Annotated in this window: 22 protein-coding genes; 7 read left to right on the top strand and 15 right to left on the bottom strand. The window is 47.4% G+C overall.

Annotation, left to right across the window (positions count from 1 at the left end; all coding sequences use genetic code 11):
* Nucleotides 1-406: 406 nt before the first annotated feature.
* From CGZ75_RS02795 to CGZ75_RS02775, 5 genes are all read right to left on the bottom strand, one after another.
* Nucleotides 407-2,692, bottom strand: coding sequence for a penicillin-binding transpeptidase domain-containing protein (locus tag CGZ75_RS02795; RefSeq protein WP_089522770.1), 2,286 nt, complete (start codon nucleotides 2,690-2,692; stop codon nucleotides 407-409).
* A 3-nt stretch (nucleotides 2,693-2,695) separates the two neighbouring features.
* Nucleotides 2,696-3,085: a hypothetical protein gene (locus CGZ75_RS02790; protein ID WP_089522769.1), complete on the bottom strand. Its 390-nt coding sequence runs from the start codon at nucleotides 3,083-3,085 to the stop codon at nucleotides 2,696-2,698.
* Between the two features lie 67 nt (nucleotides 3,086-3,152).
* Complete coding sequence (gene rsmH / locus CGZ75_RS02785; protein ID WP_089522768.1) at nucleotides 3,153-4,118, bottom strand: 16S rRNA (cytosine(1402)-N(4))-methyltransferase RsmH; 966 nt, start codon at nucleotides 4,116-4,118, stop codon at nucleotides 3,153-3,155.
* Nucleotides 4,119-4,186: 68 nt separating this feature from the next.
* A complete protein-coding gene (gene mraZ / locus CGZ75_RS02780; RefSeq protein WP_089522767.1) occupies nucleotides 4,187-4,624 on the bottom strand; it encodes a division/cell wall cluster transcriptional repressor MraZ in 438 nt (145 codons plus the stop codon).
* Nucleotides 4,625-4,939: 315 nt separating this feature from the next.
* The gene (locus CGZ75_RS02775) at nucleotides 4,940-6,328 is read right to left on the bottom strand and encodes a hypothetical protein (RefSeq protein WP_089522766.1); all 1,389 of its coding nucleotides are present in this window, start codon (nucleotides 6,326-6,328) and stop codon (nucleotides 4,940-4,942) included.
* A 112-nt stretch (nucleotides 6,329-6,440) separates the two neighbouring features.
* On the opposite strand from CGZ75_RS02775, the gene CGZ75_RS02770 reads away from it, so the two are divergent.
* The gene (locus tag CGZ75_RS02770; RefSeq protein ID WP_089522765.1) at nucleotides 6,441-7,241 is read left to right on the top strand and encodes a helix-turn-helix transcriptional regulator; all 801 of its coding nucleotides are present in this window, start codon (nucleotides 6,441-6,443) and stop codon (nucleotides 7,239-7,241) included.
* A gap of 62 nt (nucleotides 7,242-7,303) precedes the next feature.
* Here the strand turns inward: CGZ75_RS02770 and CGZ75_RS02765 are convergent, their stop codons facing one another.
* From CGZ75_RS02765 to CGZ75_RS02735, 7 genes are all read right to left on the bottom strand, one after another.
* A complete protein-coding gene (locus CGZ75_RS02765) occupies nucleotides 7,304-8,935 on the bottom strand; it encodes a hypothetical protein (RefSeq protein ID WP_089522764.1) in 1,632 nt (543 codons plus the stop codon).
* A 124-nt stretch (nucleotides 8,936-9,059) separates the two neighbouring features.
* The gene (locus CGZ75_RS02760) at nucleotides 9,060-10,637 is read right to left on the bottom strand and encodes a DUF3502 domain-containing protein (RefSeq protein ID WP_089522763.1); all 1,578 of its coding nucleotides are present in this window, start codon (nucleotides 10,635-10,637) and stop codon (nucleotides 9,060-9,062) included.
* Between the two features lie 57 nt (nucleotides 10,638-10,694).
* Nucleotides 10,695-11,594: a carbohydrate ABC transporter permease gene (locus CGZ75_RS02755; RefSeq protein WP_089522762.1), complete on the bottom strand. Its 900-nt coding sequence runs from the start codon at nucleotides 11,592-11,594 to the stop codon at nucleotides 10,695-10,697.
* A 15-nt stretch (nucleotides 11,595-11,609) separates the two neighbouring features.
* Nucleotides 11,610-12,536 (bottom strand): ABC transporter permease, encoded by a 927-nt coding sequence (locus CGZ75_RS02750; protein WP_089522761.1) that lies wholly within the window; start codon nucleotides 12,534-12,536, stop codon nucleotides 11,610-11,612.
* Nucleotides 12,537-12,637: 101 nt separating this feature from the next.
* Nucleotides 12,638-14,230, bottom strand: coding sequence for a response regulator (locus CGZ75_RS02745; protein WP_089522760.1), 1,593 nt, complete (start codon nucleotides 14,228-14,230; stop codon nucleotides 12,638-12,640).
* Nucleotides 14,231-14,245: 15 nt separating this feature from the next.
* Nucleotides 14,246-16,003, bottom strand: a complete 1,758-nt coding sequence (locus CGZ75_RS02740) for a sensor histidine kinase (protein ID WP_245850677.1) — start codon at nucleotides 16,001-16,003, stop codon at nucleotides 14,246-14,248.
* 395 nt (nucleotides 16,004-16,398) lie between these two features.
* Nucleotides 16,399-16,767: a DoxX family protein gene (locus CGZ75_RS02735; RefSeq protein WP_089522758.1), complete on the bottom strand. Its 369-nt coding sequence runs from the start codon at nucleotides 16,765-16,767 to the stop codon at nucleotides 16,399-16,401.
* A 268-nt stretch (nucleotides 16,768-17,035) separates the two neighbouring features.
* Here CGZ75_RS02735 and CGZ75_RS02730 point away from each other — a divergent pair, with 268 nt between their 5' ends.
* A complete protein-coding gene (locus tag CGZ75_RS02730) occupies nucleotides 17,036-17,905 on the top strand; it encodes an arylamine N-acetyltransferase (RefSeq protein ID WP_176444652.1) in 870 nt (289 codons plus the stop codon).
* A gap of 151 nt (nucleotides 17,906-18,056) precedes the next feature.
* Here CGZ75_RS02730 and CGZ75_RS02725 read toward each other — a convergent pair whose 3' ends face one another.
* Genes CGZ75_RS02725 through CGZ75_RS02715 form a run of 3 tightly spaced genes read right to left on the bottom strand, consistent with a single transcriptional unit; the run spans nucleotide 18,057 to nucleotide 20,100 of the window.
* A complete protein-coding gene (locus CGZ75_RS02725) occupies nucleotides 18,057-18,860 on the bottom strand; it encodes an alpha/beta fold hydrolase (protein ID WP_176444651.1) in 804 nt (267 codons plus the stop codon).
* A 12-nt stretch (nucleotides 18,861-18,872) separates the two neighbouring features.
* On the bottom strand, nucleotides 18,873-19,775 hold the full coding sequence (locus CGZ75_RS02720; protein ID WP_089522755.1) for a permease prefix domain 1-containing protein: 903 nt from the start codon (nucleotides 19,773-19,775) through the stop codon (nucleotides 18,873-18,875).
* On the bottom strand, nucleotides 19,768-20,100 hold the full coding sequence (locus tag CGZ75_RS02715) for a PadR family transcriptional regulator (RefSeq protein WP_089522754.1): 333 nt from the start codon (nucleotides 20,098-20,100) through the stop codon (nucleotides 19,768-19,770). The genes CGZ75_RS02720 and CGZ75_RS02715 overlap by 8 nt, the downstream gene beginning before the upstream one ends.
* A 168-nt stretch (nucleotides 20,101-20,268) precedes the next feature.
* Here CGZ75_RS02715 and CGZ75_RS02710 point away from each other — a divergent pair, with 168 nt between their 5' ends.
* The 5 genes from CGZ75_RS02710 (at nucleotide 20,269) to CGZ75_RS02690 (ending at nucleotide 24,147) form a co-directional block, all read left to right on the top strand.
* Nucleotides 20,269-21,111, top strand: a complete 843-nt coding sequence (locus tag CGZ75_RS02710) for an ABC transporter ATP-binding protein (RefSeq protein ID WP_089522753.1) — start codon at nucleotides 20,269-20,271, stop codon at nucleotides 21,109-21,111.
* Complete coding sequence (locus CGZ75_RS02705; protein WP_089522752.1) at nucleotides 21,104-21,757, top strand: ABC-2 transporter permease; 654 nt, start codon at nucleotides 21,104-21,106, stop codon at nucleotides 21,755-21,757. The genes CGZ75_RS02710 and CGZ75_RS02705 overlap by 8 nt, the downstream gene beginning before the upstream one ends.
* Nucleotides 21,757-22,122, top strand: a complete 366-nt coding sequence (locus CGZ75_RS02700; RefSeq protein ID WP_089522751.1) for a GntR family transcriptional regulator — start codon at nucleotides 21,757-21,759, stop codon at nucleotides 22,120-22,122. Before CGZ75_RS02705 ends, CGZ75_RS02700 begins: the two co-directional genes overlap by 1 nt.
* 246 nt (nucleotides 22,123-22,368) lie before the next feature.
* Nucleotides 22,369-22,926 carry a TetR/AcrR family transcriptional regulator gene (locus CGZ75_RS02695; protein ID WP_281255094.1) on the top strand — a complete coding sequence of 186 codons (558 nt, stop codon included), beginning with the start codon at nucleotides 22,369-22,371 and terminating at the stop codon, nucleotides 22,924-22,926.
* 24 nt (nucleotides 22,927-22,950) lie between these two features.
* Nucleotides 22,951-24,147, top strand: coding sequence for an MFS transporter (locus tag CGZ75_RS02690; RefSeq protein WP_089522750.1), 1,197 nt, complete (start codon nucleotides 22,951-22,953; stop codon nucleotides 24,145-24,147).
* The last annotated feature ends 16 nt before the right edge of the window (nucleotides 24,148-24,163 follow it).

Raw genomic sequence — 24,163 nt, 5'->3', positions numbered from 1 at the left:
CTCGCAAGCCGAAGCACCTTCACCGCGCGAAGCGCGGGTACGGCGGGCTCCAGAAGCGAAGCTGGAGTGAGCCGTACCCCTAAAAAATAGGGGAGAGACGAGTTTTTACGGGACCGGGAAGCGGAGCGGACGGAACGCTCCTGGAGAAGCGGCAGCGCTTCTCTTGGAGGCCGGATTCCTACCCCGTTAGGGGTTTTGGAATCAAAGGAATCTGGGCTCCAGTGAATCGGAAGGAGGGTCCGTTCCGCGCAGCGGTTAATGTCCCGTCAGTCAGCGCGGAGCGCCGTTGTAATTAACTGCCTTTGATCCTGGTTCTGCTCCCGTGTTCTACTCTGTGTCCCGGTTTTGCTCTGTGTCCCGGTTCTGCTCTGCGTCCCGGTCTACTCTGTCCTGGCTCTACCCGTCCCTACTCTGTGTCCTGGTTCTGCTCCGTGCCCTTCTCTGTGTCCTTATCTTTACCCTCATTCACACTATCATCGTTCTTCTCTGCATTCAGCGCAGCATCCTTCGCCGCTTGCTGCTCACTTGGCGACTGCAGAGTCAGCTTGACAACTGGTTCGCCATTCAGCTTCGCATCCATTTGCTTCACGACGTAGCCATCTCCCTCAGTCACGCAGCGCTTGCCCGTTGAGGAGCAAACTTGCAACGCATCGCGAAGCGACAAGCCGACTAGCGAAGGCAAGGTGAGCTTGCTCTGCTCCTCCGTCAACAGATAGACCTGCTGGCTCTCGGCCAACACCGCACCGGCTGCCGGGATCTGCAGCAGCACCTTCGTCCCCTTACCGACCACCTTGGACGCCATGCCGCGAGACTTGAGCTCGGCTTGCGCCTCCTGGATTCCCTTATTCTTCAGATCAGGAACGGTCTGCGTGCCTTGCTTGCCCCCATCCTTAACGGCCTTCGCGTCAGGCTTCACACCCATATAGCGTAGGCTTTGGCTAACAATTTCTTTGAACACCGGAGCAGCAACCGTGCCGCCGCTGACCATCGGGTTGTTCGGTGAGTCAACAGTGACATAAACGACGATTTTCGGGTTTTCCACAGGTGCATAACCGATGAAGGAAACGACGTATTCATCCTTTGAGTATCCTACGCCGTCTGATTTCTCCGCCGTACCGGTTTTGCCGGCGACCCGGTATCCGGGAATCGCCGCATTCCGGCCGCTGCCTATTTCCTTGTCAGAGACAACCTGCTCCAAGTATCCGCCCACCTTGCGAGAAGTTTCGGCGCTAATGACCTGCCGCACCATCTCCGGCTTTGTCTCCGTCACCTTGCCGGTAGCTGGATCTTTAATGGATTTGACGATATGCGGCTTCATCAACTTGCCGCCGTTTGCTACCGCAGCGACCGCAGCGATCTGTTGGATCGGCGTGACGGCAACCCCTTGTCCAAACGTAGAAGTCGCTACTTCGAACGGATAATTAATATTCAATGTACCTTTGACTTCGTTTTTCAGCTCAATGCCCGTCCGCTTGCCGAATCCAAAGTTTTCAAAATAGTTAACCAACTTCTCTTTACCCAACTGCTCTAGCCCAAGCTTGACAAAAGAGACGTTACTGGAGCGTTTAAGTCCTTCCAAATAGGAAATTGTGCCCCATCCAGCGGTGTTAACGTCGCTAATTCTTGTGCCTGTAACGACAATTGATCCAGACTTATACGTCGCATTAGGGTTGAACTTGCCTTCCTCAACCGCACTTGCTAACGTAATGATTTTGAACGTCGAGCCCGGCTCGTAGGTCGATCCAATGGCATGGTTGAAGAAGTTGCCTACATTGGATTTGGAGTACTCATTAGGGTTATAAGTTGGCATATTGCCCATAGCCAGAATTTCCATTGTATTGGGATCGGCGGCGATAGCGGTAATGCTTTTCGGCTCGTATTTTTCGTAGGCCTTTTTCATAGCCACTTCCAAATAGTTCTGAATCTCTGAATCCAGCGTCAACTGGATATCACTTCCGTCCACAGCTGGAACCAGTTGGGCGTTGCCGTTAGCGAGCTGAACGCGGTTGCCGTCCTTTTCATAAACGACTTTGCCGTCCTGCCCCTCCAATTGTTTATTGAAGTCGACTTCAAGCCCGATAACTGGAGCGCCTTCCTTGTTCACATACCCCAGAACATGAGCTGCCAGCGAATTGTTTGGATAAAAACGCTTGGAGCCTTCATTCAGTGTAATGCCCGTGTTGCGGATCTTTATATCCGTACGCTCCTCATAGCTTTTTTTGAGGTTATCCCGAAAAGCGATTACCTTGTCCGCCTTAGCCTTATCGATATTCCAGCCCTCCGGACGAAGCTCCCGGTACTGCAAATACTCCCCTTTGCTGTTCTTCATGGTTGTCTGCTTGAGCACTTCCTGCTCCGACTTGCCGAGCAATTCGGCCAGCCCCTTGGCCGCCTCTTCCGCGATTCCAAGCTCATTCAGCAGCTTAGGATTGACCACGACGGTATAAGCCGGGATGTTCATCGCGAGCATATTTCCTTTGCGATCACTGATCGTACCGCGCTCCGCCGGAATCGTATCCTGTTCCTTCCAGATTGCTTTGGCTTCGCTGAGCCAAAAATCCGCCTGCACGACCTGCACATAAAAAACACGACTGATCAAAATAAGAAAAAGGAGGGTAATCACCCCTCCGACAACAACGGTCCTCATTTTGATTCGCTTAATGGTATTGCTTTGTATCGGATTATTTGCCATGACTTAACGTCCCGATTCTTTTTTGGCGTCCGAGTCGCTGTCTTTCTCCGAACCTGCTGGAGTCATGCCGAGCTCTTGCGCTTTTTTGGAGATTACGGCAGGATCGGACAGCTTGGCCACCTCGCCTCGCAGCACTTTAACATCAACGGTAGCTTGTTTATAACCTGCGTTCAATTCTTTGATTTGAAGCTCCATGCGGTAGTCCTGGGCGTAGCGGAAAATAATGAGCACGAGCACGCACACAACGACCAGCACAGATCCCATATAGCGCAGCATTTCCGAAGGAGGAATCATCCTCCGGACCTTCACGACTCTTTTCGTTTCCTTTACCGGGCGCTGCTGCTCCGGTTTTCTCTTGGGCTGCAAAGCCAAATTGCCATTCGTGTAAGCCAAAGCGGGTTCCCCTCCTGCGGTTGGATTCTTTTCCTGTTGTTAGGTTGTTAATGGTCTATTTTCGTGTTTAGTGGGACAGGGGCAACTTCTCCGCTACCCTCAGCTTGGCCGAGCGAGAGCGAGGATTAGCCTCAAGCTCCTCTTGGGATGGCAAGATCGGCTTGCGAGATACGAGCCGGAGTGTACCTTTGCTCCCGCAGACACAGTGTGGAAAAGCAGGCGGGCAGGTACATTTGGCCAAATAACCGACAAAAAGCTGCTTACAAATCCGATCCTCCAGCGAGTGGAACGTAATGACCGAAATTCTGCCGCCTGGTGCTGCACACGCAACGGCCTGTTCAAGCGCTTCTTCCTCCGCTCGCAGCTCGTCGTTGACAGCAATCCGCAGCGCCTGGAAGCTGCGCTTGGCCGGATGGCCGCCCGTGCGCCGGGCTGCAGCTGGGATTCCCGACTTAACCAGTTCAGCAAGTTCGTTTGTCGTCATAATTTCGGCGGTTGCACGCTGTTTGATGATAGCCCTGGCGATCTGCCGGGAAAACTTCTCTTCTCCGTATACAAACAGAATCCGGGCAATCTCCTTCTCATCCCATGTGTTCACGATTTCGTGAGCGGTCAAATCAGACTCCCGATCCATACGCATGTCGAGCGGAGCGTCATGATTGTAACTGAAACCGCGTTCCGCCTCGTCCAGCTGCGGACTGGAGACTCCAAGATCGAACAGGATGCCGTCGACTTGAGGCACACCGTTCACCTTCGGCACCTCGGGCAGCAGCATCAGCTGCTCCTGCAAGTAGCGGAAGTTGCCCCGTACCAGCGTTATTCGGTCCAAATAGGGAGCTAGCCGAACCTGCGCATTCTCATGTGCCCAATCGTCCTGGTCAAAGGCGATAAGCCTTCCTCCTGGACCAAGTCGGGAAGCGATCAGCTCACTGTGGCCGGCGCCTCCGAGTGTACAATCAACATAAATGCCGTCTGGCTTAATATTGAGACCATCTACGGCCTCTTCTTTTAGAACTGTAATGTGATGAAACAATAGGTTGTCCTCCTGATTTCTTGATGACTGACTGTGGTTGCTTGTAAGGTGCAAAAAAGGGACGTGAATCAGAATTGAATGTCGAAATCCACCAATTTTTCAGCAATGTCGTTGAAGGCTTCTTCCGACTGCTCGTAGTAACCTTCCCAAACCGGCTTACTCCAGATCTCCACTCGGCTAGATACGCCGAGCACCATGCAATCCTTCTCCAGCTTCGCATACTCCGTCAAATGATTGGGTAAATTTACCCTTCCCTGTTTGTCGAGCTCCAATTCCACCGCACCTGAAAAGAAAAAGCGGCTAAACGCACGTGCGTCCGCCTTCATAAGCGGGAGCTGGCGAATTTTTTGCTCAAGTTGTTTCCATTCTTCCATCGGATACACAAACAGGCAGTTGTCGAGCCCGCGGGTTACAATGAAAACAGGACCTAGATTGTCGCGGAATTTGGACGGTACAGTAAGGCGGCCTTTGTCATCTAAGCTGTGCTGATGTTCTCCAAGAAACATTGGCCTTCCCCACCTCTCTCCCCCAAATCACCACTTTGCCCCACTTTCTCCCACTAGCAGATTGGTATTCGCCGTTTCGCACTCTTCTCCTGCTGAATGAGAGAGTTTTTAATAAACTTTTTAGCCTATTTTTTTTGTTTGGAATGAATCTTTTTGCCTATTGCAATCGCATATCGCGTTCGCGATATGCGTCTATTTGTAACAACGTTATTGCACAAGACAGTATGCCGCTATGAAAATCCCAATAAAAAAAGACCGGGGCTGCCTGTAAAGCCAGCTCCGGTCTTGCCTATTATGAGTAAATAAAGTGTGCTCTTAAGAGTAAATGAAATGCGCGCTTGCTTTGCAATCCGCTTGCGGCACGATGCGTACCCAGTGGGCGCTGAAGCCGTCCGGGAATACATGATGAGCGTAGCCATCCTCGGACACCTTGATCGTTGTATACTTTTTCCACGTTCCGTTGCCAAGGAAGTCGATTTGTACATCGAAGGATACTTCTTGCGACGATTCATGCGTCAGGTGAAGCACTTTGCGATCAAAGCCGGTCATCAAATACGGATCGGACGCTACGCCTGCCTTAACTTCCGTTTCCCACCAAGGACCACCCCAACCAGCAGGTTTGCCAAATGACCACAGATCGTCGGTTTTGCCGAACCACAGGTTGGACTGCGGCTCCCCGGCCAGCAGATTGGAGTCCATAATTGGAGTAACCTGGTTGCCCGCCAGCACGAGCATGCCTCTCCAGGAGCAGAAGTCCGGGATCATCCGCAGATGCGTACTAATCGGACGCACCCCCCAGATTTTGCCGCCAAAGGCGTTATGCGACATTTCATAGAACATACCGTGGAAATCCATCAGCAGACGCTCGGTTTCCACCTCGCGGATACGCGGCCACTCCGTAAACCACATATGGTCCATCGCCTGGGTCGCTTTCGGCAGGCGGTACGTCGACCACTCCCCGTTGGTGAACGTTTTTAGAATGGCCGACGCCTTGTCGAAGCCGGTTGCGAACAGCGGTGCTTCACCCGATGAAGTGACTTCACAGAACGGCTGCTCTTCCAAAATCGTCCACGTCTGGCCGTCCCACTGGGCGAGTCTGCCATCGCTTTTTTGACCGAGATATTCTTGCTCGTCGTAGGTGTTGTTAGCAACGACAAGACGTCCATCCTTCGTCCAACCGCCTTTAAAATGTGGATAACATTTCTCGGATACGTTCAACTCCTTGAGCAGATCGAACAGCAGCGTTGTTTCCAGCGTATAGACATTCGTCTCGAACAGCAGTCCTTCCATCGTTAGTACATATACTTTATTGGCTATATCGGTCAAATGGGGCATGGAAGCCGTCAAACGATGGCCGACCAGCTCAGTTACCGTGCGGACATTACCATGGATATCAATGAAATGCGGTCCCATAACCAACTGGCTGGACGCACTGTGAATCATGCGGTTCGCATAAGTGCCGACAACGCTTTCAGGACGCTTCGTAATTTCCATGCGCTCATTCACTTCAAACAGGCCGGTACCGCCGCCCGTACCATCTGTATGGGCAACATAGGTGATGAACCACAAGCGGTTTGCCCAAGGCATAAGCGCGCCGATGCCTCCTTCGGAGCGAGGGCCGTCGATCGTCGCCGATACGCTGAGATGCGGCATTACTCCCGAAATCGTTAGCGGGGCAGAATCAGTTCTTGTCAGTGTAGTCATTAGGGTGAGACCTCCTTGTCATTTGTTAACATTGTATATGTTGATATATACTTTGATAATGTAAGGAGTTATCATATTTCTTGTATATTATTTCACTCCGGAGGCTTGCTCTATGAATCCGAATTGGGAGCCGGATCTGCTGTTTTACACCTTTATTGAAATGACGCCGGAATTCCAAAAGCCGCATGACACCTACTCACACTGGGCCGGTTTTATCGTTGATGAAGGCAGCTTTGACTATCAGCTCGGCCATATGGCTCCATGGTTAAAAGCGGAGCGGAACGACTGGATCATCGTGCCCCCGGACACGATTTTTCGCCGTGTCACGAGCGGGCTAAGCTTTCATTTTTTGGGCTTCGATTGGAGAGGCCGCAGTCCGCAACGGCTTGATGAGGTAACAAACACGGACGGACGGGTTCGCCCCGGCCATACGCGCCGCTTTCGCTCCACAACGGCGCTGCTGCGGGAGTCCATGTCCGATCACAGCCCCACCGCCCAATTATTCAGGAAACATCTGCTGCGCGATTTGTGGCTGCTCCATGTTTTAGAAACCCATCAGCAGTCGCTTACCGTTCCAGCGAGCGACAATCCCCTTGCCCGGCGGGCGCTGAAGCTGCTGGGGGAACATTCGGCCACTGGCCCTGCGGTTAATGCCACCGCCTATGAGCTCGGTCTAAGCCCCGTACAGCTCAATCGTATGTTCCGTAAGGAATTCCAGATGACGCCGAGCGAGTACGTACAGAGAATTCGCATGGAAAAGGTGAAACAGCTCCTGGAGAAAACTCCACTCACGTTATCTGACATCGCAGAGCGCTGCGGCTTTGCGGACGAGCATCATTTGAGCAAAAGCTTTAAAAAATCATTTGGCATAAACCCTTCAATTTACCGTAAATCGCATACAATCCACGTTTAAAAGGGGCGCTCTTCCACTTGGAAGAAACGCCCCTTTTTCGCCTAGATTATAGGATTATTCGATTACTCCACTATTCGATGATTCATCTGATATATCCGCCCGTTCACTTCTTCGTCGGTCAGCACCGGAACTTCCACGCTGTCAAACGTATTGCCAATCAGATAGATTTCATCCCCATCGATGACATGGACGCCGATTCGTGAATTGCGCATAACATTGTTGACGATCAAAATATCGCGGTTAAACTTACCGTGGAAACCTGCCGATTTGACCCCAATACAACCCGCTGCCTCGTATCTTGGAAAGAAGCCACAGTTGTCGAATTCACAGTTTTTAATGACAATGTCCGTCGCGTGGCCGCCCTCCGAATGGATTGGCATCTCCGCGCCGAGCAGAATACCTGGATTCATCGTGTTCCTGTAAGTGCAGTTAAGGATGTACAGATGATCACAACGTACGAGATGGCCCGCACCAGCAATGTTGACGAATTCGGAATCCCGGCATATATACCGATCAGGCTCCCAGCAGTTCGCAGCTCCCAGCATGCCTTCACGCGCCTCTTCGGGCAGATCCTGTTCGAATTGGATCCTATAATAATTGCCATGCTCTCCTTTGCCCCTATGGCTCCAGCTGGCAATCCGAACTTTGATGACTCGCTCCCCGTCATGCAGCTCCACATCACTACCTACCACTAGCGGTGCAGGGGTATATTTGCAAAAGAATACCGCCTCGCGAGGGTTCAAGACGCTTTGCATCACAAGCCAATTGCTGTGCATATTCTGGCCATCCATCCGCACGCCTTCCACAACCATCCGGCTGATGTCGATATTACCGCTGCATTTGAACAGCTTCCACGCATCTCTTGGCGCCGTGAACAAACGATTACCGTCCGGGCGGAATACGACGCGGTCCGCCGAGATGCCGCGGCAATTTTCCGTTAACATGGCGAAGCCGTTGGCATTAAACGTCCGGATATTCAACAAGCTTAGCCGATCACAGCGGGCAAAATACGTCTGGAAATCCGTGCGCGCCCCTTGATGCCAGGAAAGATGCTCACCAACCTCCACTTTGCCTGCTACCATGGGGCTATTCAGCGTCAATTGTGACTCTCCTGTTCGAACAAACAGGTTGCCCGCTCCATCGCCATAAGTTACGCTCTCACCTATGAGGTTGCCGGTCGACGGATCGAACCGATTCATGCAGAAAGCGCCCATCGTCTCGGTGCAAGGATTACCCTCAAACACCTCAACTACGATGTTGCTGGCATCCTTATAAACAACGACGCCTGCCGAGGCAAATTCCGGCTCCCGGGTAAACGCAATATCTCGCAAGGTGGAGTCCGAGCAATCCTCGCACCATAAAATCGACGGCAAATAATCATGGATTTGCCCATCATTGTACCCAACCAATACGGTGGCCGGCTCGCCAAACTCATCTACTGCACCTTGCAGCGTCAGCTTTTTCGCTCCAAGGATGACGATATGAGATGCCTTACTGCCTTCATCCGAACTGCCGGCATCATGTGCGAAGCCCTCTGTTTGAATGATCACGGTACTCTGAAGGAGATATCGACGCGGTTCAAAAACAATTCGCTCCGCCCCTGTAGCAAGCGCGCGTTGAATTGCTGCGCGAATCCGCTCCGCATCATCTCCTTGCTCAAAATCCTTCACATAAATGCTTGACGCCGCTTGCATAGCAACGCTCCTCGAGAAATATAGATTTTCGGCAATCCTTGACCCGGACATAATGCCTGTACAAAAACAAACAGGATGCAAAGCGGCTAACGCTTTGCATCCTGCGCCTTAACGATCCTTGTTGTTATTTCGCAAGGAAGGCGTCAATTTGGCTTTGCAGCTCAGCTTGGATTTTATCCGAGCCTGCCGCTTTCATTTGTTTGATCAAGTCAGCTTTACCTTTATCCAAATCTTTAATCAGGCCGTACTCAAGCGGTGCCAGATAACGAGTCATAACATTACCAACGTTTGCCACTTCATTCACAACTTTGGTTTTGTCGAACACAAACGATTCCAGCTCGTAGTTGAACACTTTGCCAGCCCATTGTTTCTCGATCTCTTGCGCTGCCTGCGGGTAGTTGGTATCTACACGGTCCAGCGTAGAAGTCCATGACCAGTTCGAGAAACTGTTGTAATTAGCAAATTTGTCCGTTTTGCTGAACTTGTCGTCGCCTTCTGGCGTGTAGTTCGTGCCAGCGATACCATACATGACAAGATCGTGGAGTTGCTTGTCGTTTTGGAACAGGTCCAGCGCCATCAGAGCACGCTCAGCTTTTTTGGACGTAGCGTGAATCGCCATGCCGTTTTGCGTGGAGATCGCGGCGGATTTTTTGCTGTCCGGGGACAGGTCGGCAAGCGCCAGCTTCCAGTCCGGATGCGCTTTTAGAGCGTCCGCCATAACGCCGCCAAGCGCCGTTACGTTATGCGACATCGAAGCAAGCTTGCCTGCTTTAAAGTCATCCGTCGTGCTGCTCTTGCTTGTCAGCGCGTTTCTCGACCAGCCGCCGTTGTCCGCGAGATCCTTATAGTACGTTAGAAGCTGATCGAACTCAGGCGTTTCGTACATATTAAACACCTGGGCTTTTGCGTCATCCGTCTTAACGGTGAACGGAATTCCTGCGAATTCTTTCCAGTTGTTTTTCTGAACAAGCAGTTGCTTGTCTAGGTTATGATTGTTCGTCTCGGCCGACTCCAGGCCGTACGGTGTGATGCCTTTTTCGTTCTTTGCGACCGCTTTCAAATAAGCCGCATACGTTTCCGGGCTGTTTACCGGCTCTAGGCCGTACTTCTCGCGCAAATCGTCGCGGATCAGGACGAGCTTGTCCGTGAACTCATTCGCTTTGTTGGAAGGAATCATATAGATTTTGTCGTTGATTCGAGCTTGGTCCCATTTCACTTTTGGCATAGCCGCCCATGTTTGCGGAGCATATTGCGAGAGCAGATCATCCGTCAGCTCTAGGAAACCACCTTTGGTTGCTTGATCGGTATATTGAGCCCAGTTAGACGTATAAATGATGTCGAAATCTTCGTTCGCCGCGAATTTCAGCGGATATTTTTGGCTCCAGTCGGACCAGGCCAGGAACTCAGCTTCAACCGTCGCGTTGATTTTCTCTTTAAGGTTTTTATTAATCTCGGCGAACACTTGATCATAATCAGCCGGCTTAGCACCGAGCAAGACCATTTTCAGCTTTACTTCCGTAGAAGTGTCAGCTGCGGTATTTCCTTTTTCGCCGGTATTCGTCGAATTGCTCGCAGCCGTGTTGTTGGCCGCCGGGCTATTATCCGCGGCTTTGTTTGCTTGACCGCATGCGCTCAGCACCATTGTTGCAGCGAGCATACTCGTTACCGCAAGTCCAAGCTGACGTTTGCTCCGTTTAATCATGTTGTTTCCCCCTTGTATGAATTGCAATGCTATGTGATAAACCAGGTTTCCCTGAGATCATCCTTTAACTGCGCCAACCGTCAAGCCTTGCACAAAGTATTTCTGAATGAATGGATAAGCGAACAAGATCGGGCCGCAAGCAACGACCGTCATGGCCATTTTCAGGCTTTCGCCGGGAATGTCGATCGAAACACCAGCGCCTGAGCCAAGCATCGCTGTGCGGAGCCCTTCCATATTGCCAAGCATCTTATAGAGATAGTATTGCAGCGGCTCAAGATCTTCCTTAGAGATGAACAGCAGCGCCATATACCAGTCATTCCAGTACCTCAGTGCGGTGAACAGCCCGATGGTCGCGAGCGCCGGTTTGGACAGCGGGATGATCAGCTGCATGAAAATCCGGAAATCACCTGCTCCGTCGATTTTAGCCGATTCCGTAATGGCCTCGGGAATACCCGCCATGAATGTTCTCATGACAATCATGTAGAACACGCTCATTAGCGATGGCACAATCAGCACTGTAAGTGTATCCTTCCACTGCAAGTAGTTCGTGATCAGCAGATACCACGGCACCAGGCCGCCGCTGAACAGTGTTGTGAAGAAGAAATAGAAGGTGAATTGGTTCCGCCATTTAAAGTCCTTCCGGCAAAGTACGTAGGCACTCATTGCGGTAAGGAAAAGTCCAACCGCCGTTCCAATAATCGTGACCATCAGAGTTACACCATAAGCACGAATCATCGCCTCTGGATACTCGAACAGCAGCTTGTAAGCTTCGGTGGAGAATACCGTTGGAAACAACTTGTATCCCTCCATGCGGATGGTGTTCTCGTCTGTAAGCGATGACGACAGAATGAGAAGGAACGGCACCACACATAGGAAAGCCAGGATGGCTAGCAAGGTGTATCCGATGACCGACAATAGAATGCGGTCTTTACTGTGTTTTACGACTGCTGCGCTCATGCAATCCCTCCTAAGTTAGAATAGTGCGCGTTCTTTGTCATATTTACGTACCGCGTAGTTCGCCAGCAAAATCGTCACAAAACCGAGAACCGATTGATAAACGCCTGCTGCTGCTGACATACCGATTTCGTTGGAGCCGATAAGCAGTCTGAATACGAAGGTGTCGATTACGTCCGTTGAGGAGAACAGCAGACCATTGTTACCGATCATGTTGTAGAACATACCGAAGTCTCCTTGGAAAATGTTACCGATTGCCAGAAGTACCAGAATGATTAGCGTTGGGTACAAATTCGGAACGGTGACATGGAGAATCCGCTGGAACACATTGGCTCCATCCATCTCGGCCGCCTCATACATCTCTTTATCGATACTCGTAATTGCGGCTAAATACATAACGGTTCCATACCCCAGTGTTTTCCAAGTATTCACTACAAGTAGTATGACCGGCCAATAAGCAGGTGTATTGTAGATATCGATAGGATCCATACCGATCCACGTCAACAAACCGTTGATCGTGCCTACTTCGTAACTGAAGAAGTTGTATGCGATTGAACCAACAACGACCCAGGAAATGAAGTAAGGCAGGAACAGCATCGATTGGGTTAACTTGCGGAACCATTTGCCGCCGACCTCGAACAGCAGAATCGCCGTTATCATAGGAAGCAGATTGCCCAGAATAATGAAGCCCAGATTGTACAAAACTGTATTGCGGGTTACACGCCAAGCGTCACCCGATTCAAAGAAAAATTTAAAGTTATCTAATCCAACCCAGGGGCTACCGAACACACCGCCTACATAGTCGAATCTCTTGAACGCGATTACAATTCCACTCATCGGGATGTAACTGAACAAGAAGAATAACAGTACGGCAGGCGCCAGCATTAGCAGCAGGGTTCTGTATTTAACCACGTCATGCCAAAACCGGTGTCGTCTTTCACTCATGCTGATCTCTCCTCTCTCTGGTCTTAATTATAGGGAGCCCAGAGATGGAACATAATTCAGCAGATCAACGAAAAGTAAACCAAATTCTACGATCGATCTCTTTATATTTTATTCTTTTTGCGGTACTCACCTGGAGTCATACCCGTCACTTGCTTAAACTGCCGATTGAAATAAATAATATTTTTGTAACCGATTCGGTCAGCAATTTCATATACTTTCATCCGTGGATCATCGAGCAGCGCACAAGCCCGCTTCATCCGCATATCATTCAAAAAATCGCTGAATGCTACGCCGGTTTCCGCCCGGAACAGCTGACCCAGGTAATTCGGTGTGAATTCGAAGTGTGCAGCGACTTCCCTCAGTGTCACCTTAAACTCCAGCCGTTCCTCCACGTAGCGTGTAATATCCCCAATTAGCTTCCGCTCCTGCCTTCGCTGCTTCAGGAACAACATCTCCGACACCTCAAAAAACCTCCGCCGCAGCCATGAAATCAGATCATGGATCGTCTCGAATTCAAATAGTACTAACGGCATATGTGACTCCCAATCCAGCAGCTCATAAAGATTCTCGTTCCTATGTTTCAAGTCAGCATGCAGCTTGGATGTCATCCGAAAGATGAGATCGTACGACGCGCTCTTCGGAAGAGGCTGCGCATCCTTATCCTGCTGGAACAGCCGCATGAGACTGTCATCGATCTTGACGAGATCGTATTCCAGCATCGCCGGAAGCATCTCGTCGACAATCAGATCCACTTCCGCCGGAAGTCCGGATGCAAGAAGCGGAGTTGGCGGAGCCAGCTTGTCCTGGATTATGATTTTGTTTTTGCCTAGTATCCATTTTGTATTCAGTGCGGACTCCGCCTGGCCGTACGAATCATGAAGTCCTTCCGATACCAACGCAAACCGGCCGAGCCCAATCGTAATTGTGAATGGAAATACGCGGCCGAAAGTACCCACCATCTTTTCCAGAACAGGGCGGCATATTTGTTCTTCAATCGTAATTAGCAGCAGATAGCGATTGTCAAAACCAGTCATAACGACACCTAATCGATTATTGTGTACAAATTCCTGAATAAACTGCTCCACATCTAACAGCAGCTTACGCCGTTCTTCGATCGAAATGGATTTTGTGTTGTACTCTAGATCATCCACCTCGATAAGCGCTACCGCAGCGCCTTCCCGTAGCAGCGGGTCCAAAAAGCGCTGTACACGCTCTTCCGCATGTTCTGGCAAGGGGTTGCGGAACCAACGCAGCAAAACCTCACGCTGAACAAGGGACACCGCTTCCGTCACAGAGGAGTTAACTTCCCGCTCGGCTTCCACCTTCATGCATAAATTCGCAATCATTTCATTCAGCTCGTTGTCCGCTACAGGCTTCAGCAAATACCCGGCGGCATTCAACTGGATCGCTTCCTTGGCGTAGCCAAAATCCTCATGTCCACTGATAAACACGATATGAACGGCCGGATTGATCTCCTTCGCTTTGCGCGCAAATTCCGTCCCTGTCATAATCGGCATGCGAATATCGGACAGAATGATGTCGATTCTCTCCTGCTCCATCAGCTTGAGTGCGGCAAATCCGCTCTTCGCCGTTCCAGCGATCTTTAGTGAATCATGCCCGCTGCCTTCCACCCTCACCCGCAGCCATGCTAGATCAACCGCTTCGTCGTCCACGAGCAAAATCGTAATATCCATCGTATCTGTGCTCCTTTACGCGCGATAACCGACGTATTCCGAATCGGTGCGCTCCTTGTAAAATTCCGTGTGCAGTGGCAGCAATATTTGAACCGTCGTGCCACCGCCATAAATACTGGCGATCCGAACGCCATATTGGGGTCCATACCGAAGCTTGATTCTATCTTCTACATTTTTCAGCCCGTACGTATTCGATTGGATCGAGCTACGCAACACTTTTTCGACTTGCTCTTTCTTCATCCCGATCCCATTGTCGATTACCTTCAATTCCAGGCGATCCCCGTCCCGCTTCGCCGTTATGCGAATTGCAATCGTCTCTCCAAACCAAGCATGCTTAAACACATTTTCCACAAAAGGCTGTAGCAGCAGCTTAATGATTTTCACATCGCGGATTTCCGGGTCCAACTCGATGTACACCTGGAACCCGTCGGCATGTTTTACTTTCTGAATGCCTAAGTAAGCCTGCACCTGCTCAAGCTCTTTCTCGAGCGGAATAAGTACCTGGCCTTCGTTCAACGTCAGTCGGTAAAATTGAGCAAGTCCCTTCACCATCTCGGTTACTTTCTGCGGTTCCCCGAGGTTTGTGAGACTACTGATCGTCGATAGCGCATTATAAAGAAAATGCGGATTGATCTGCGCCTGCAGCGCCTCCAGTTCCGCCTGTTTCTTCTGGAGCCCCTGCTCGTAAACGCTCTGGATGAGCTCCTGAATGCTAGACGCCATCCGGTTGAAGGAATGGGCAATTAGTACAAATTCATCATTGCCGGTGAAGTCGATTCGCTGGCGAAGGTCGCCTTGCTGGAACGAGCGGACATGCGAGACGATTCGTTTCATTTTTTTGCCTGATAGATTGGCCACGAGAAACCCGATCAGAGCCATTAACACAAAACTCGCTGCGCAAATTAGCCCGATGATCCACTGCAGCTCTTTCGCATCAGTTTTCAAATACTCATTCGGAACCAAAACCTCGATGGCATATGTGGTATCGGGTATGGCTTCGCGCAGGCTGAGATAATCGCTTGTCCCACCTTTTTCCAGCTCAGCTCCACGCGAATACAAAATGCCTCCGGAGGAAGTGTCCAGCACCCGTAGTACCATGCCCCGCTCATTGGGATCAAGGACCAGATTGCCGAGCAAGCTATCAAAATTGATTATGATCCGAACGTAGCCGATAACCGTCATATAATCGGTGTAGGATACGAGCCTGCGGAAGTGAGAAAAATTCCCGAGCTTTGTATCCATGTCAGCCTGAAGCCATACATTATCCTTTTTCGCGGCCTGAAATGCAGGGAACCAGTTGCTGTTTTCCAGCATGGAGAACTTACGCACGAAGTAATCACTTTGCGTAATCGGTTTATGGAGAGTCGCGCCTCCAGCCTCCCAGATGTCCTCATTATCCGTGTACAAAATGATCCGAATTGGACTGCCAATCAGCTTGAGCGGAGCCTCTAACTGTGGAATGATTTCATCGAGCATTGCATAGTACATCGTCAAGCGGTCTCCTTTTGTTTGCAAGGCGCGCTGAAAAGGCAGACTGCCAAACAGTAGATCGGACATCCCCTGTATCTCGTCCATTCGATACTCAACGTTATTCCTCGTCTGATCCAGCGCCGCGCGGATACCCGTCTTCGCGACCTCCGTGCGGGATTGGACAAGCATCGAATAAGAAACATACCCAATGACGACATCCGTAATTAGCACGAGCACAAGATAAGGAATCATCATTTTGTAAGTAAAAGGAATATAGTTTCGAATCGCCAACAACCGTCTCATATCCATCCCGCCGCTTCATCTATTGATGTTATGTCTTTAATAATAACTCGACAGCATTCGACAAGCGAGAGCCTGTTTATTCAAGTGTAGAGGTCGGTTTCAAGCCCGAACATATAGCTGAACAACGATTAGTAGTATGTTTTCAACGATGGGCCGTTACCATACGTCCTCCATGTTTTAGCTGGCTTCGATAGTTTCGAATCGAACCCGTATTTGATGGGAAATAAGCTCTCTGAGTTCCGTTAGAGTATTAACCGTCGGCTGATGAGCGATGAATTTAGTTAGTATTGAAAGAAATTCCATAGTAGCATGTACAGAAAAACGGGAGGAAACTGAGCTTGGCTCAGTCTCCTCCCGTTTTGCTTTTGCTGGAGCAGCTAAATAGATTTAGGAGCTCATCCAAAAAAATGAGACAGTTCGTCTGCATATAGAATTACAACTGCAACAGCAATGAAAAGATTTAACAAAGCCGGGATCATTTTTCCGATCGGATGTTTAACTCTAAGATGTGTGACAACCGCTACCAGCATCATAGCGCCGATCAGTACTGCAGACCACGCAGCAACCCCCGGATACCAGTAGCCAATTACGAGTCCAATGGCTCCGACAATTTGAACATAACCGGTAATGACGCGAAACCACTGAGGAAGTTTGACCGAGTCAAACAGTTCCACCTGATGCTGAGCTCCTGTGATCTTGCTTACACCGAAAAATGCCATAGAGAAAAGCAGCCAACTTTGAAGAACAATTGTCAGTATATACATTTAAATCCCCGCCCATTTCATGGTTTTTATCCGACACCTTTCGGTGTCCTATTAGATAATATAACAGCGCTCCATAACCTGTAAAGCAATTTTTAGGATGAATTTTGTGGAAACTTAATTGGAGTGGGATTGCTTAGAATGGACGATGCAGCTCATGTTGGCGGCCAAAGCAGATGGGATCGACTCCGGGCCAATGTGTTTCATCTTGACTATGACACTAGTGTCAACGTTTATAATAAATGAAGTACAGAAGGGAGAGATTACCTTGATGCAAAAGCCATTACCAGCATGGGCTATCCAATATTTGAACTACATTCAAGTTCCGGTTCAACAACCTTCTTATGAATATTTAAAGATGATTTGCACCGCTCATCTGAATCGCATTCCTTTTGAAAACATCAGCACATTAATGAATTTCACAGCTTACCACAAACAAAAACATCTCCAGCAAGATGAACAGAAGTTTGTAGAGCAGCTCTTTCAGCATCACATGGGAGGCACCTGTTATGTCATAAACAGTAGTCTCCACGAATTGCTTAACCGACTTGGATTCCATAGCCGTTATGCTTTATTGGGCGGCGGGCATGTTGCACTGCTGGTCCGACTCCCGAATGAGCAAGAAAAAATGTACGTGGATTGCGGGAACAGCGCTCCTTTTTTTGAACCCGTTCGATTGGAGACCGATCCTAATCAGGTGTCCCATTACGGCGGCATAGAAATAAGGCTGCGCCCGGGGGATGAACCCGGAACGTACACTTATCACCGGTCGGTGGACGGGGAAGAGCTTACTGAAATGATCTGGACGTTCGATACGCGTATAACTTACCACTTTAATGATTTTCAAAAAGCGATTAAAAACTATTACACGCCAAATGGTGTATTCACCTCCTTTTTACGCTGTCAGATTTGGCAATTGGAGCGACAGCGATCCCTTTCCTTAGTCAACAATGTGCTCAGCATCCGGAACAGCCGAGGGCAGGTCGAAAAACGCATATTAGCTAACCGCAGCGAAGTTCGAGAAGTGATTAATTATGAGTTTAATTTACCGAAACTGCCCCTTGAGCAGGCAATTGATGTGCTTGAGGAACTGGGTGTGAATTTGTTTCGAGACCAGCAATCGAGGGATGAAGCACAGTGATAGAAAAAGCCTTTAAACACTCGGATATCCGAGTGTTTAAAGGCTTTTAAATGTCTATTAGGTCAGCCCGAACGGGCTGTCAAAACCATCATGAAATACCAGCATATACCCCGTTCTATCGATTTCATTTCTCGGAAAATTAGAATTATCTCTACAAAAACTCTAAAATGCAGCGATGAAACTCATCCGGATATTCATAATTGATTAAGTGTCCGGATTCAGGGATATTACGAAGAACGGCATGTTCAATCTTATTCGCCAGCAGTATCGAATCTTCTGGATGAGCGAGCCGGTCCATTCCCCCTGAAATAATCAGCGTAGGAATCTTTATCTCATGCAGCCGCGATACGGCGTTGAATGCCTGTTGAGCCAAGTATTGATTTTTCCACGCGTATAACGGTTGCTCCTCCGGGTCTTCCTCGTCATACATAAGATAAGCCGCATGATTGGGATCGCTTAAAAACGTCGCCGAAAATAACCATGGTGCAATTAACTGAAACATCTGTTTGGCCGAAGCTCCGCCCTCATACACCGATAAAACAGCATCGAGAAACAGTCTTGCCTGTTGGTTCATTACGGCAAAAGAAGCAGCTATAATTAGCTTTTCCACTCTTTCTGGATAGTTGAGAGCAAAGGTCAGCGCAATATTTCCGCCCATGGAAAAGCCCAGCACATTCGCTTTTTGTATGTTTAGAGCATCCAATAACGCAGCTAAATCATCCGCAAAAAGCTTCATGCTGTACTCACTTGTTGGCGCTTCGGTTTTCCCACTGCCCCGTGTATCGAAGACGATGACTTGAAATCGGGATGATAAGCTCTCTAAACTCGATTGCCAAAAAGTGCGGTCTCCGCCTAGCCCGCTAATTAATACAAGAGGCTGGCCTTCTCCGTAAGTCTCATAATAAAGCGATATTGAATTGCATGTTACCTTTGGCATGATGGCGATCCTTCCCAAATGGTTTAAACCTCATTGAATCAAGCGTATTTTGCGATGAGATATGTAGTAGTCGAACAAACCGATTACAATGAAGATTAGTAGACACACGAAGGACTTTAGCGCTATGTCGACAATTCGAGCTGGGTCACCTTGAGCGAGTCGTTCATATCCGAAATAAACAGGAGAGTTAATTGACGAACCGATTAAAGCATAAAGTCTGAACGTTACCATGTGCAGTAGTGTTAAAACGATTGACAATCCGAAAGGCAACAGGGCAATAGAACGATTTTCACAAATTGAATACAGGATGATTGATTGGATAACCAAGCCTATACTCCCCACGCCCATTACTTCAAATGAGAAGTCAGAAAGGCCTCCCGTAGTATCATAAACACCGCTAAAGAACAAATTTTGAAATAACGTGAACTCGAATCCCTGGCCTTCAAATGCATGTACAAATACCTGAAAATAAGCCTGGAGGTACCCGCCAACGAACAATAAAGGAACCGACGCTAAACAAATCCGATCAACGTTCTTGCGTGTTAACAGAAGTGATAAACATAAAAATAGCATCATCATAAAAAAAATCGGTAAAATTTCAACATAACGATTATGTACTCCGAATTTGCTTAGGAAGAGACCTCCAGTCGTAGAGCATAAAAGCAAAAGAAACAGACCAATGCTCGCCTTACGAATGGACTTCCCTGAATACCCGTAGGTCTCTTTTGTTAGTTCGTCGTTCAATTCCTCTGTTGAACCAAACTGTCGAATCGATTTATCAACCGCCTCTTCCGAGCTGAAGCCTTGCTTGAGCAACTCTTCTACCGTGCAATGGAGATGGGTTTCCATCTCTTCGGCATATAGCTTTTTCTCCCGCTTGGTCAAATAACTTTGTTTTAATATACGATCAATGTAATGCCGAACCTTATCCACGTGCCTCCCCTCCTAAAAAAAGATTAATAATTCGTAAATTGCCTACCCAGGCTTGTTTATTTTCCTGCAGCTTTTTCAGACCCTGTTCCGTGATTCGGTAGTATCGCCGCCGCGGACCTGATGGACGTGTATCCCAATAACCTTCAATGTAATTGTTCGCTTCCATCCGTTTCAAAGCGGGATACAACGTGCCTTCCTTCATGTCCAAAAGTCCCTCGGTCTCCTCTTGTATAATCTTCGAGATTTCATAGCCATATGCATCATTCCGCCGAAGCACGGACAGAACAATCGCATCTATGTAACCCTTAATCATTTCATTACGCAATGACAGCACCACCTTACCTAGTTATTCTATGTATAAAGAATAACTAATTATGATAAAAAGTGCAACCTTCAATCCTCCAATTAGTTAGCAGTAAAGGCGCTGCCCTACTGATCATGTTGCTATCGAGTCCAGAACTGCTAAGAATATGAATGCCCAAAGAAGAAAGCCATTGACAAAAATGTAACTAAAAAATATGAACATTTCCATTTAAAAAACGTATCCTTTCAACTGGAAAAAGGTTATATTATGGGCTTTATCGGAGCCAATGGCGCTGGAAAAACAACTACCATCAAATCCATTTTGAATTTGGTGCGCATGGATAGCGGTGAAATTCATATTTTAGGCAAAAACATGACCGAGCACGAAATTGAATTAAAACAAGAAATTGGCTCTGCATTCGGAGACATCAATTTTTACACGCGCAGCAAAATCAAAACGTTAACAAATGTGATCAAAAGATTCTATTCGACTTGGGATGATCAAATTTACTACAAGTATTTAAAAAAGTTCAACATAATTGAAGATAAAAAAATAGCCGAGTTATCAACCGGCTTGAAAGTAAAATACAGCTTAGCCCTTGCCCTATCGCATGGCGCCAAGCTGCTTATTCTGGATGAACCAACAAGCGGACTTGATCCGGTTGCCCGAGACAATTTGCTGGATACGTTTCAGGAGATTGTGCAGGATGGCGAGATCAGCATCCTTTTTTCAACCCACATCACTTCCGACCTGGAGAAATGCGCCGATTACATTACCTATATCCATAACGGACAGATTATCAACTCCGCGGAAAAGGAAGAATTTATCGATACGTATCGTTTATTGAACGGCAAGAATGAGCAATTGGATCTGGTCAAAAACAACCTAAATTCCTACAAAACAAGCTCTTTTGGATTTACAGGTTTGATTCACACAAAAGATTTCGATCCAACATTGGATATTAAGGCATCCATTCCTAATCTTGAGGAAATCATGATCTACTTCTCGAAAAAGGAGGAGCTGTATGTATAACTTACTGATCAAAGAGTTAAAGTTAGGCGTAAGTCCTTTCTTTTTTTTCATGCCTCTTTTGACTGGGGCCTTAATGTTAATTCCCGGATGGTTATACTTCCTTGTCATTCTATACTTTTGTTTTATAACGATACCGAACATGTTTGGAGGTTATAAAACTCAGAACGATTTAATATTCTCGAGCATGATGCCTGTGACCAAAAAAGACATTGTAAAAGCAAGAGTGGCGATTATTGTAATATTAGAGTTATTGCATATTATTATTGCCATTATCTATGGCGTGATCAGTCTACGCTTGTATCCGAATCTGAACTACATTTTCTTCGGACCCTCCCTCGGTTTCTGGGGACTCTGTTTCATTATGCTGGCGATCTTCAACATTATTTTTATCACTATGTATTACAAGACGGCGTATAAATACGGCGCTGCAACGTTTGTAGCCATTGCAGCTGCGATACTGTTTGCCGGGGGCGCAGAATGGCTCGGCATAAAGAATTCATTCGTATTTGATCTTTTCAAAGGAACTGGTGCAGACAATTTGGCCATTCAACTATCCATTCTGATTTCGGGCATTGCAATATTTGCGATATTTACAATAATCGCTTATCATATTGCCATTAAACGGTTTCAGAAAGTAGAAGTGTAATGAATATAGCGATTTCGAACACATCGGATAAACCCATTTATCAGCAGCTTTTTGAACAAATCAGTGCACAGATTTTCAAGGGTGAACTTGAAATTGGGTATAGTTTGCCTCCTATACGCCATGCGGCCACAGAGCTTCGTGTGAGTGTTATTACCGTCAAAAAAGCATGGGAAGAACTCGAACGACAGGGTCTGATTTACACCGTGACAGGCAAAGGTTGTTTTGTCGCTGATCTCTCACCCGAGGAAATTCTTCAAAAACGCAATGAAATGATCATAAAACAGATGGTCATTGACACTTCCTATTACAAATCGATTGGCCTTACGATAGAAGAGGTTTTTGAGCTTTTGAAGAAAGTTTATTGAAACGTAAAATGAACAAAACAACCACGTCTGCAGGACGTGGTTGTTTTGTTTTTATTGATGGGGCCTAGGGAAATCAGCCCCTGAGCGCATCGCTGCCAGCGATGTACTCATCCATAATCCTCGCAAGACATTTCCTTCTCAATTACTGACATTTGCATAGAAAAACTACTTTTGATACGATAGATAGACTGACGAACGTTCGTTAATAATGAGGTGATTTTACTGAAGAGTAAAGAAATAAAAGACGTGGCTTTAAAATTTTTCACTATGCATGGATATGAGGGAGCCTCGCTGTCTCAAATTGCTGAAACTGTTGGTATGAAAAAACAGTCTCTCTATGCTCATTTCAAAGGGAAAGATGATTTATTTCTACAGGTTTTACAAGATGCCAAAGAGGCCGAATTATCATCGAAACTAAACTATTTGAGTAAAGTGAATACCTTAAATCCCAAATCAGTTTTGTTTGGATATCTACAATTGATCATTGATTTGTTTCAACAAAGCGAGCAGTTAAAGTTTTGGCTACGCATGTCTTTTTTCCCACCCCTCCATCTAGCAACAGCGATTAATAAGGAAGTAATGGATTCGGAAATGCAGACTCAAGCCGTATTAGAGGGTAAATTTCAAAATTGGATCGATGCCAAAGTTATTATGGAAGATGCACCCTCTGTACCTACACTTGCCTTCATAGGTGTAGTGGATTCAATCCTGTTAGAGCTTGCCTATGGGGATAATGAAAAGCGTTTAAATGATAAACTAAATGCCTCATGGACTGTATTCTGGAGAGGTATTTCGCAGCGATGATTGCACAAAGAGAGGTATTGCTTTATGAAAAAACCATTAAAAGAACAAAAAACAGTTTTACTCATCCTACTAAGTAATATATTCATTGTTTTTCTAGGAATCGGACTTATCGTCCCTGTTATGCCAACCTTTATGAATATTATGGATTTATCAGGCCAAACAATGGGTTATCTTGTAGCAGCCTTTGCGTTTGCACAATTGCTCATGTCTCCCCTCGCAGGACGATGGATTGACACTTATGGCAGAAAGAAAATGATCGTAATTGGTTTATTTCTCTTCAGTATATCTGAGGTGATCTTTGGTTTAGGCACGCATGTATCCGTACTTTATTTATCTAGAATTTTAGGAGGCATCAGTGCTGCATTTATTATGCCAGCCGTGACTGCTTTTGTTGCAGATATTACGACAGTAGAGGAAAGGCCCAAAGCGATGGGCTATATTTCGGCGGCTATTAGTGTCGGTTTTATTATTGGCCCAGGTATCGGTGGTTTTATTGCTGAGTTGGGTGTGCGCGCCCCGTTCTATTTTGCTGCTGGTTTCGCATTAATAACCTGTATTTCATCCGTATTTATTTTAAAAGAGCCACTATCCAAACAGCAGCTGTTGGAAATTTCTCAGCTTAAAAAAGGGACCAATTTTGTAAGTGACCTTAAACGCTCGCTTCATCCACAGTACATTATTGCCTTTATTATTGTGTTTGTACTGGCCTTTGGTTTATCAGCCTATGAAACGGTATTTAGTCTGTTTTCGGATCATAAATTCGGTTTCACTCCAAAAGATATTGCAACCATTATTACCATAAGTGCAATCTTCGGAGTTGTTGTTCAGGTGTTTATGTTTGGTAAAATGGTAGATATACTCGGTGAAAAGAAACTCATCCAGATCTGCTTAATTGCTGGTGTATTATTAGCGGTAGTATCGACCATGATCTCTAGCTACTTAGCCATTTTGCTAGTAACTTGCTTCATCTTTCTCGCTTTTGACTTGTTACGGCCAGCATTAACGACTTATTTATCAAAAACGGCTGACAAAGAGCAAGGATTTATCGCTGGAATGAATTCAACCTATACAAGCTTGGGCAATATTGTCGGTCCTGCGTTAGGCGGTATATTATTTGATGTCAACATCAACTACCCGTATCTCTTTGCTGCTGTCATTATGTTTATTGGTCTGGTAATTACGATGATGTGGAAAGAACAACAATCGGTTAGCAGCTGGTAAAATGTGTAGCGGAGCG

This window comes from Paenibacillus herberti (assembly GCF_002233675.1).
Classification (GTDB): domain Bacteria; phylum Bacillota; class Bacilli; order Paenibacillales; family Paenibacillaceae; genus Paenibacillus_O; species Paenibacillus_O herberti.
Note: the sequence above shows the minus strand (reverse complement) of the source record. Positions and strands in the feature narration are given on the sequence as shown.

Coding starts and splice junctions, on each gene's coding strand:
- CGZ75_RS02730 (WP_176444652.1), top strand. CDS start 17,036: ATGCAAAAGCCATTACCAGCATGGGCTATCCAATATTTGAACTACATT.
- CGZ75_RS02755 (WP_089522762.1), bottom strand. CDS start 11,594: ATGAGCGCAGCAGTCGTAAAACACAGTAAAGACCGCATTCTATTGTCG.
- CGZ75_RS02700 (WP_089522751.1), top strand. CDS start 21,757: ATGAATATAGCGATTTCGAACACATCGGATAAACCCATTTATCAGCAG.
- CGZ75_RS02770 (WP_089522765.1), top strand. CDS start 6,441: ATGAATCCGAATTGGGAGCCGGATCTGCTGTTTTACACCTTTATTGAA.
- CGZ75_RS02735 (WP_089522758.1), bottom strand. CDS start 16,767: ATGTATATACTGACAATTGTTCTTCAAAGTTGGCTGCTTTTCTCTATG.
- CGZ75_RS02745 (WP_089522760.1), bottom strand. CDS start 14,230: ATGGATATTACGATTTTGCTCGTGGACGACGAAGCGGTTGATCTAGCA.
- CGZ75_RS02775 (WP_089522766.1), bottom strand. CDS start 6,328: ATGACTACACTGACAAGAACTGATTCTGCCCCGCTAACGATTTCGGGA.
- CGZ75_RS02740 (WP_245850677.1), bottom strand. CDS start 16,003: ATGAGACGGTTGTTGGCGATTCGAAACTATATTCCTTTTACTTACAAA.
- CGZ75_RS02795 (WP_089522770.1), bottom strand. CDS start 2,692: ATGGCAAATAATCCGATACAAAGCAATACCATTAAGCGAATCAAAATG.
- CGZ75_RS02690 (WP_089522750.1), top strand. CDS start 22,951: ATGAAAAAACCATTAAAAGAACAAAAAACAGTTTTACTCATCCTACTA.
- CGZ75_RS02765 (WP_089522764.1), bottom strand. CDS start 8,935: ATGCAAGCGGCGTCAAGCATTTATGTGAAGGATTTTGAGCAAGGAGAT.
- CGZ75_RS02750 (WP_089522761.1), bottom strand. CDS start 12,536: ATGAGTGAAAGACGACACCGGTTTTGGCATGACGTGGTTAAATACAGA.
- CGZ75_RS02760 (WP_089522763.1), bottom strand. CDS start 10,637: ATGATTAAACGGAGCAAACGTCAGCTTGGACTTGCGGTAACGAGTATG.
- mraZ (WP_089522767.1), bottom strand. CDS start 4,624: ATGTTTCTTGGAGAACATCAGCACAGCTTAGATGACAAAGGCCGCCTT.
- CGZ75_RS02705 (WP_089522752.1), top strand. CDS start 21,104: ATGTATAACTTACTGATCAAAGAGTTAAAGTTAGGCGTAAGTCCTTTC.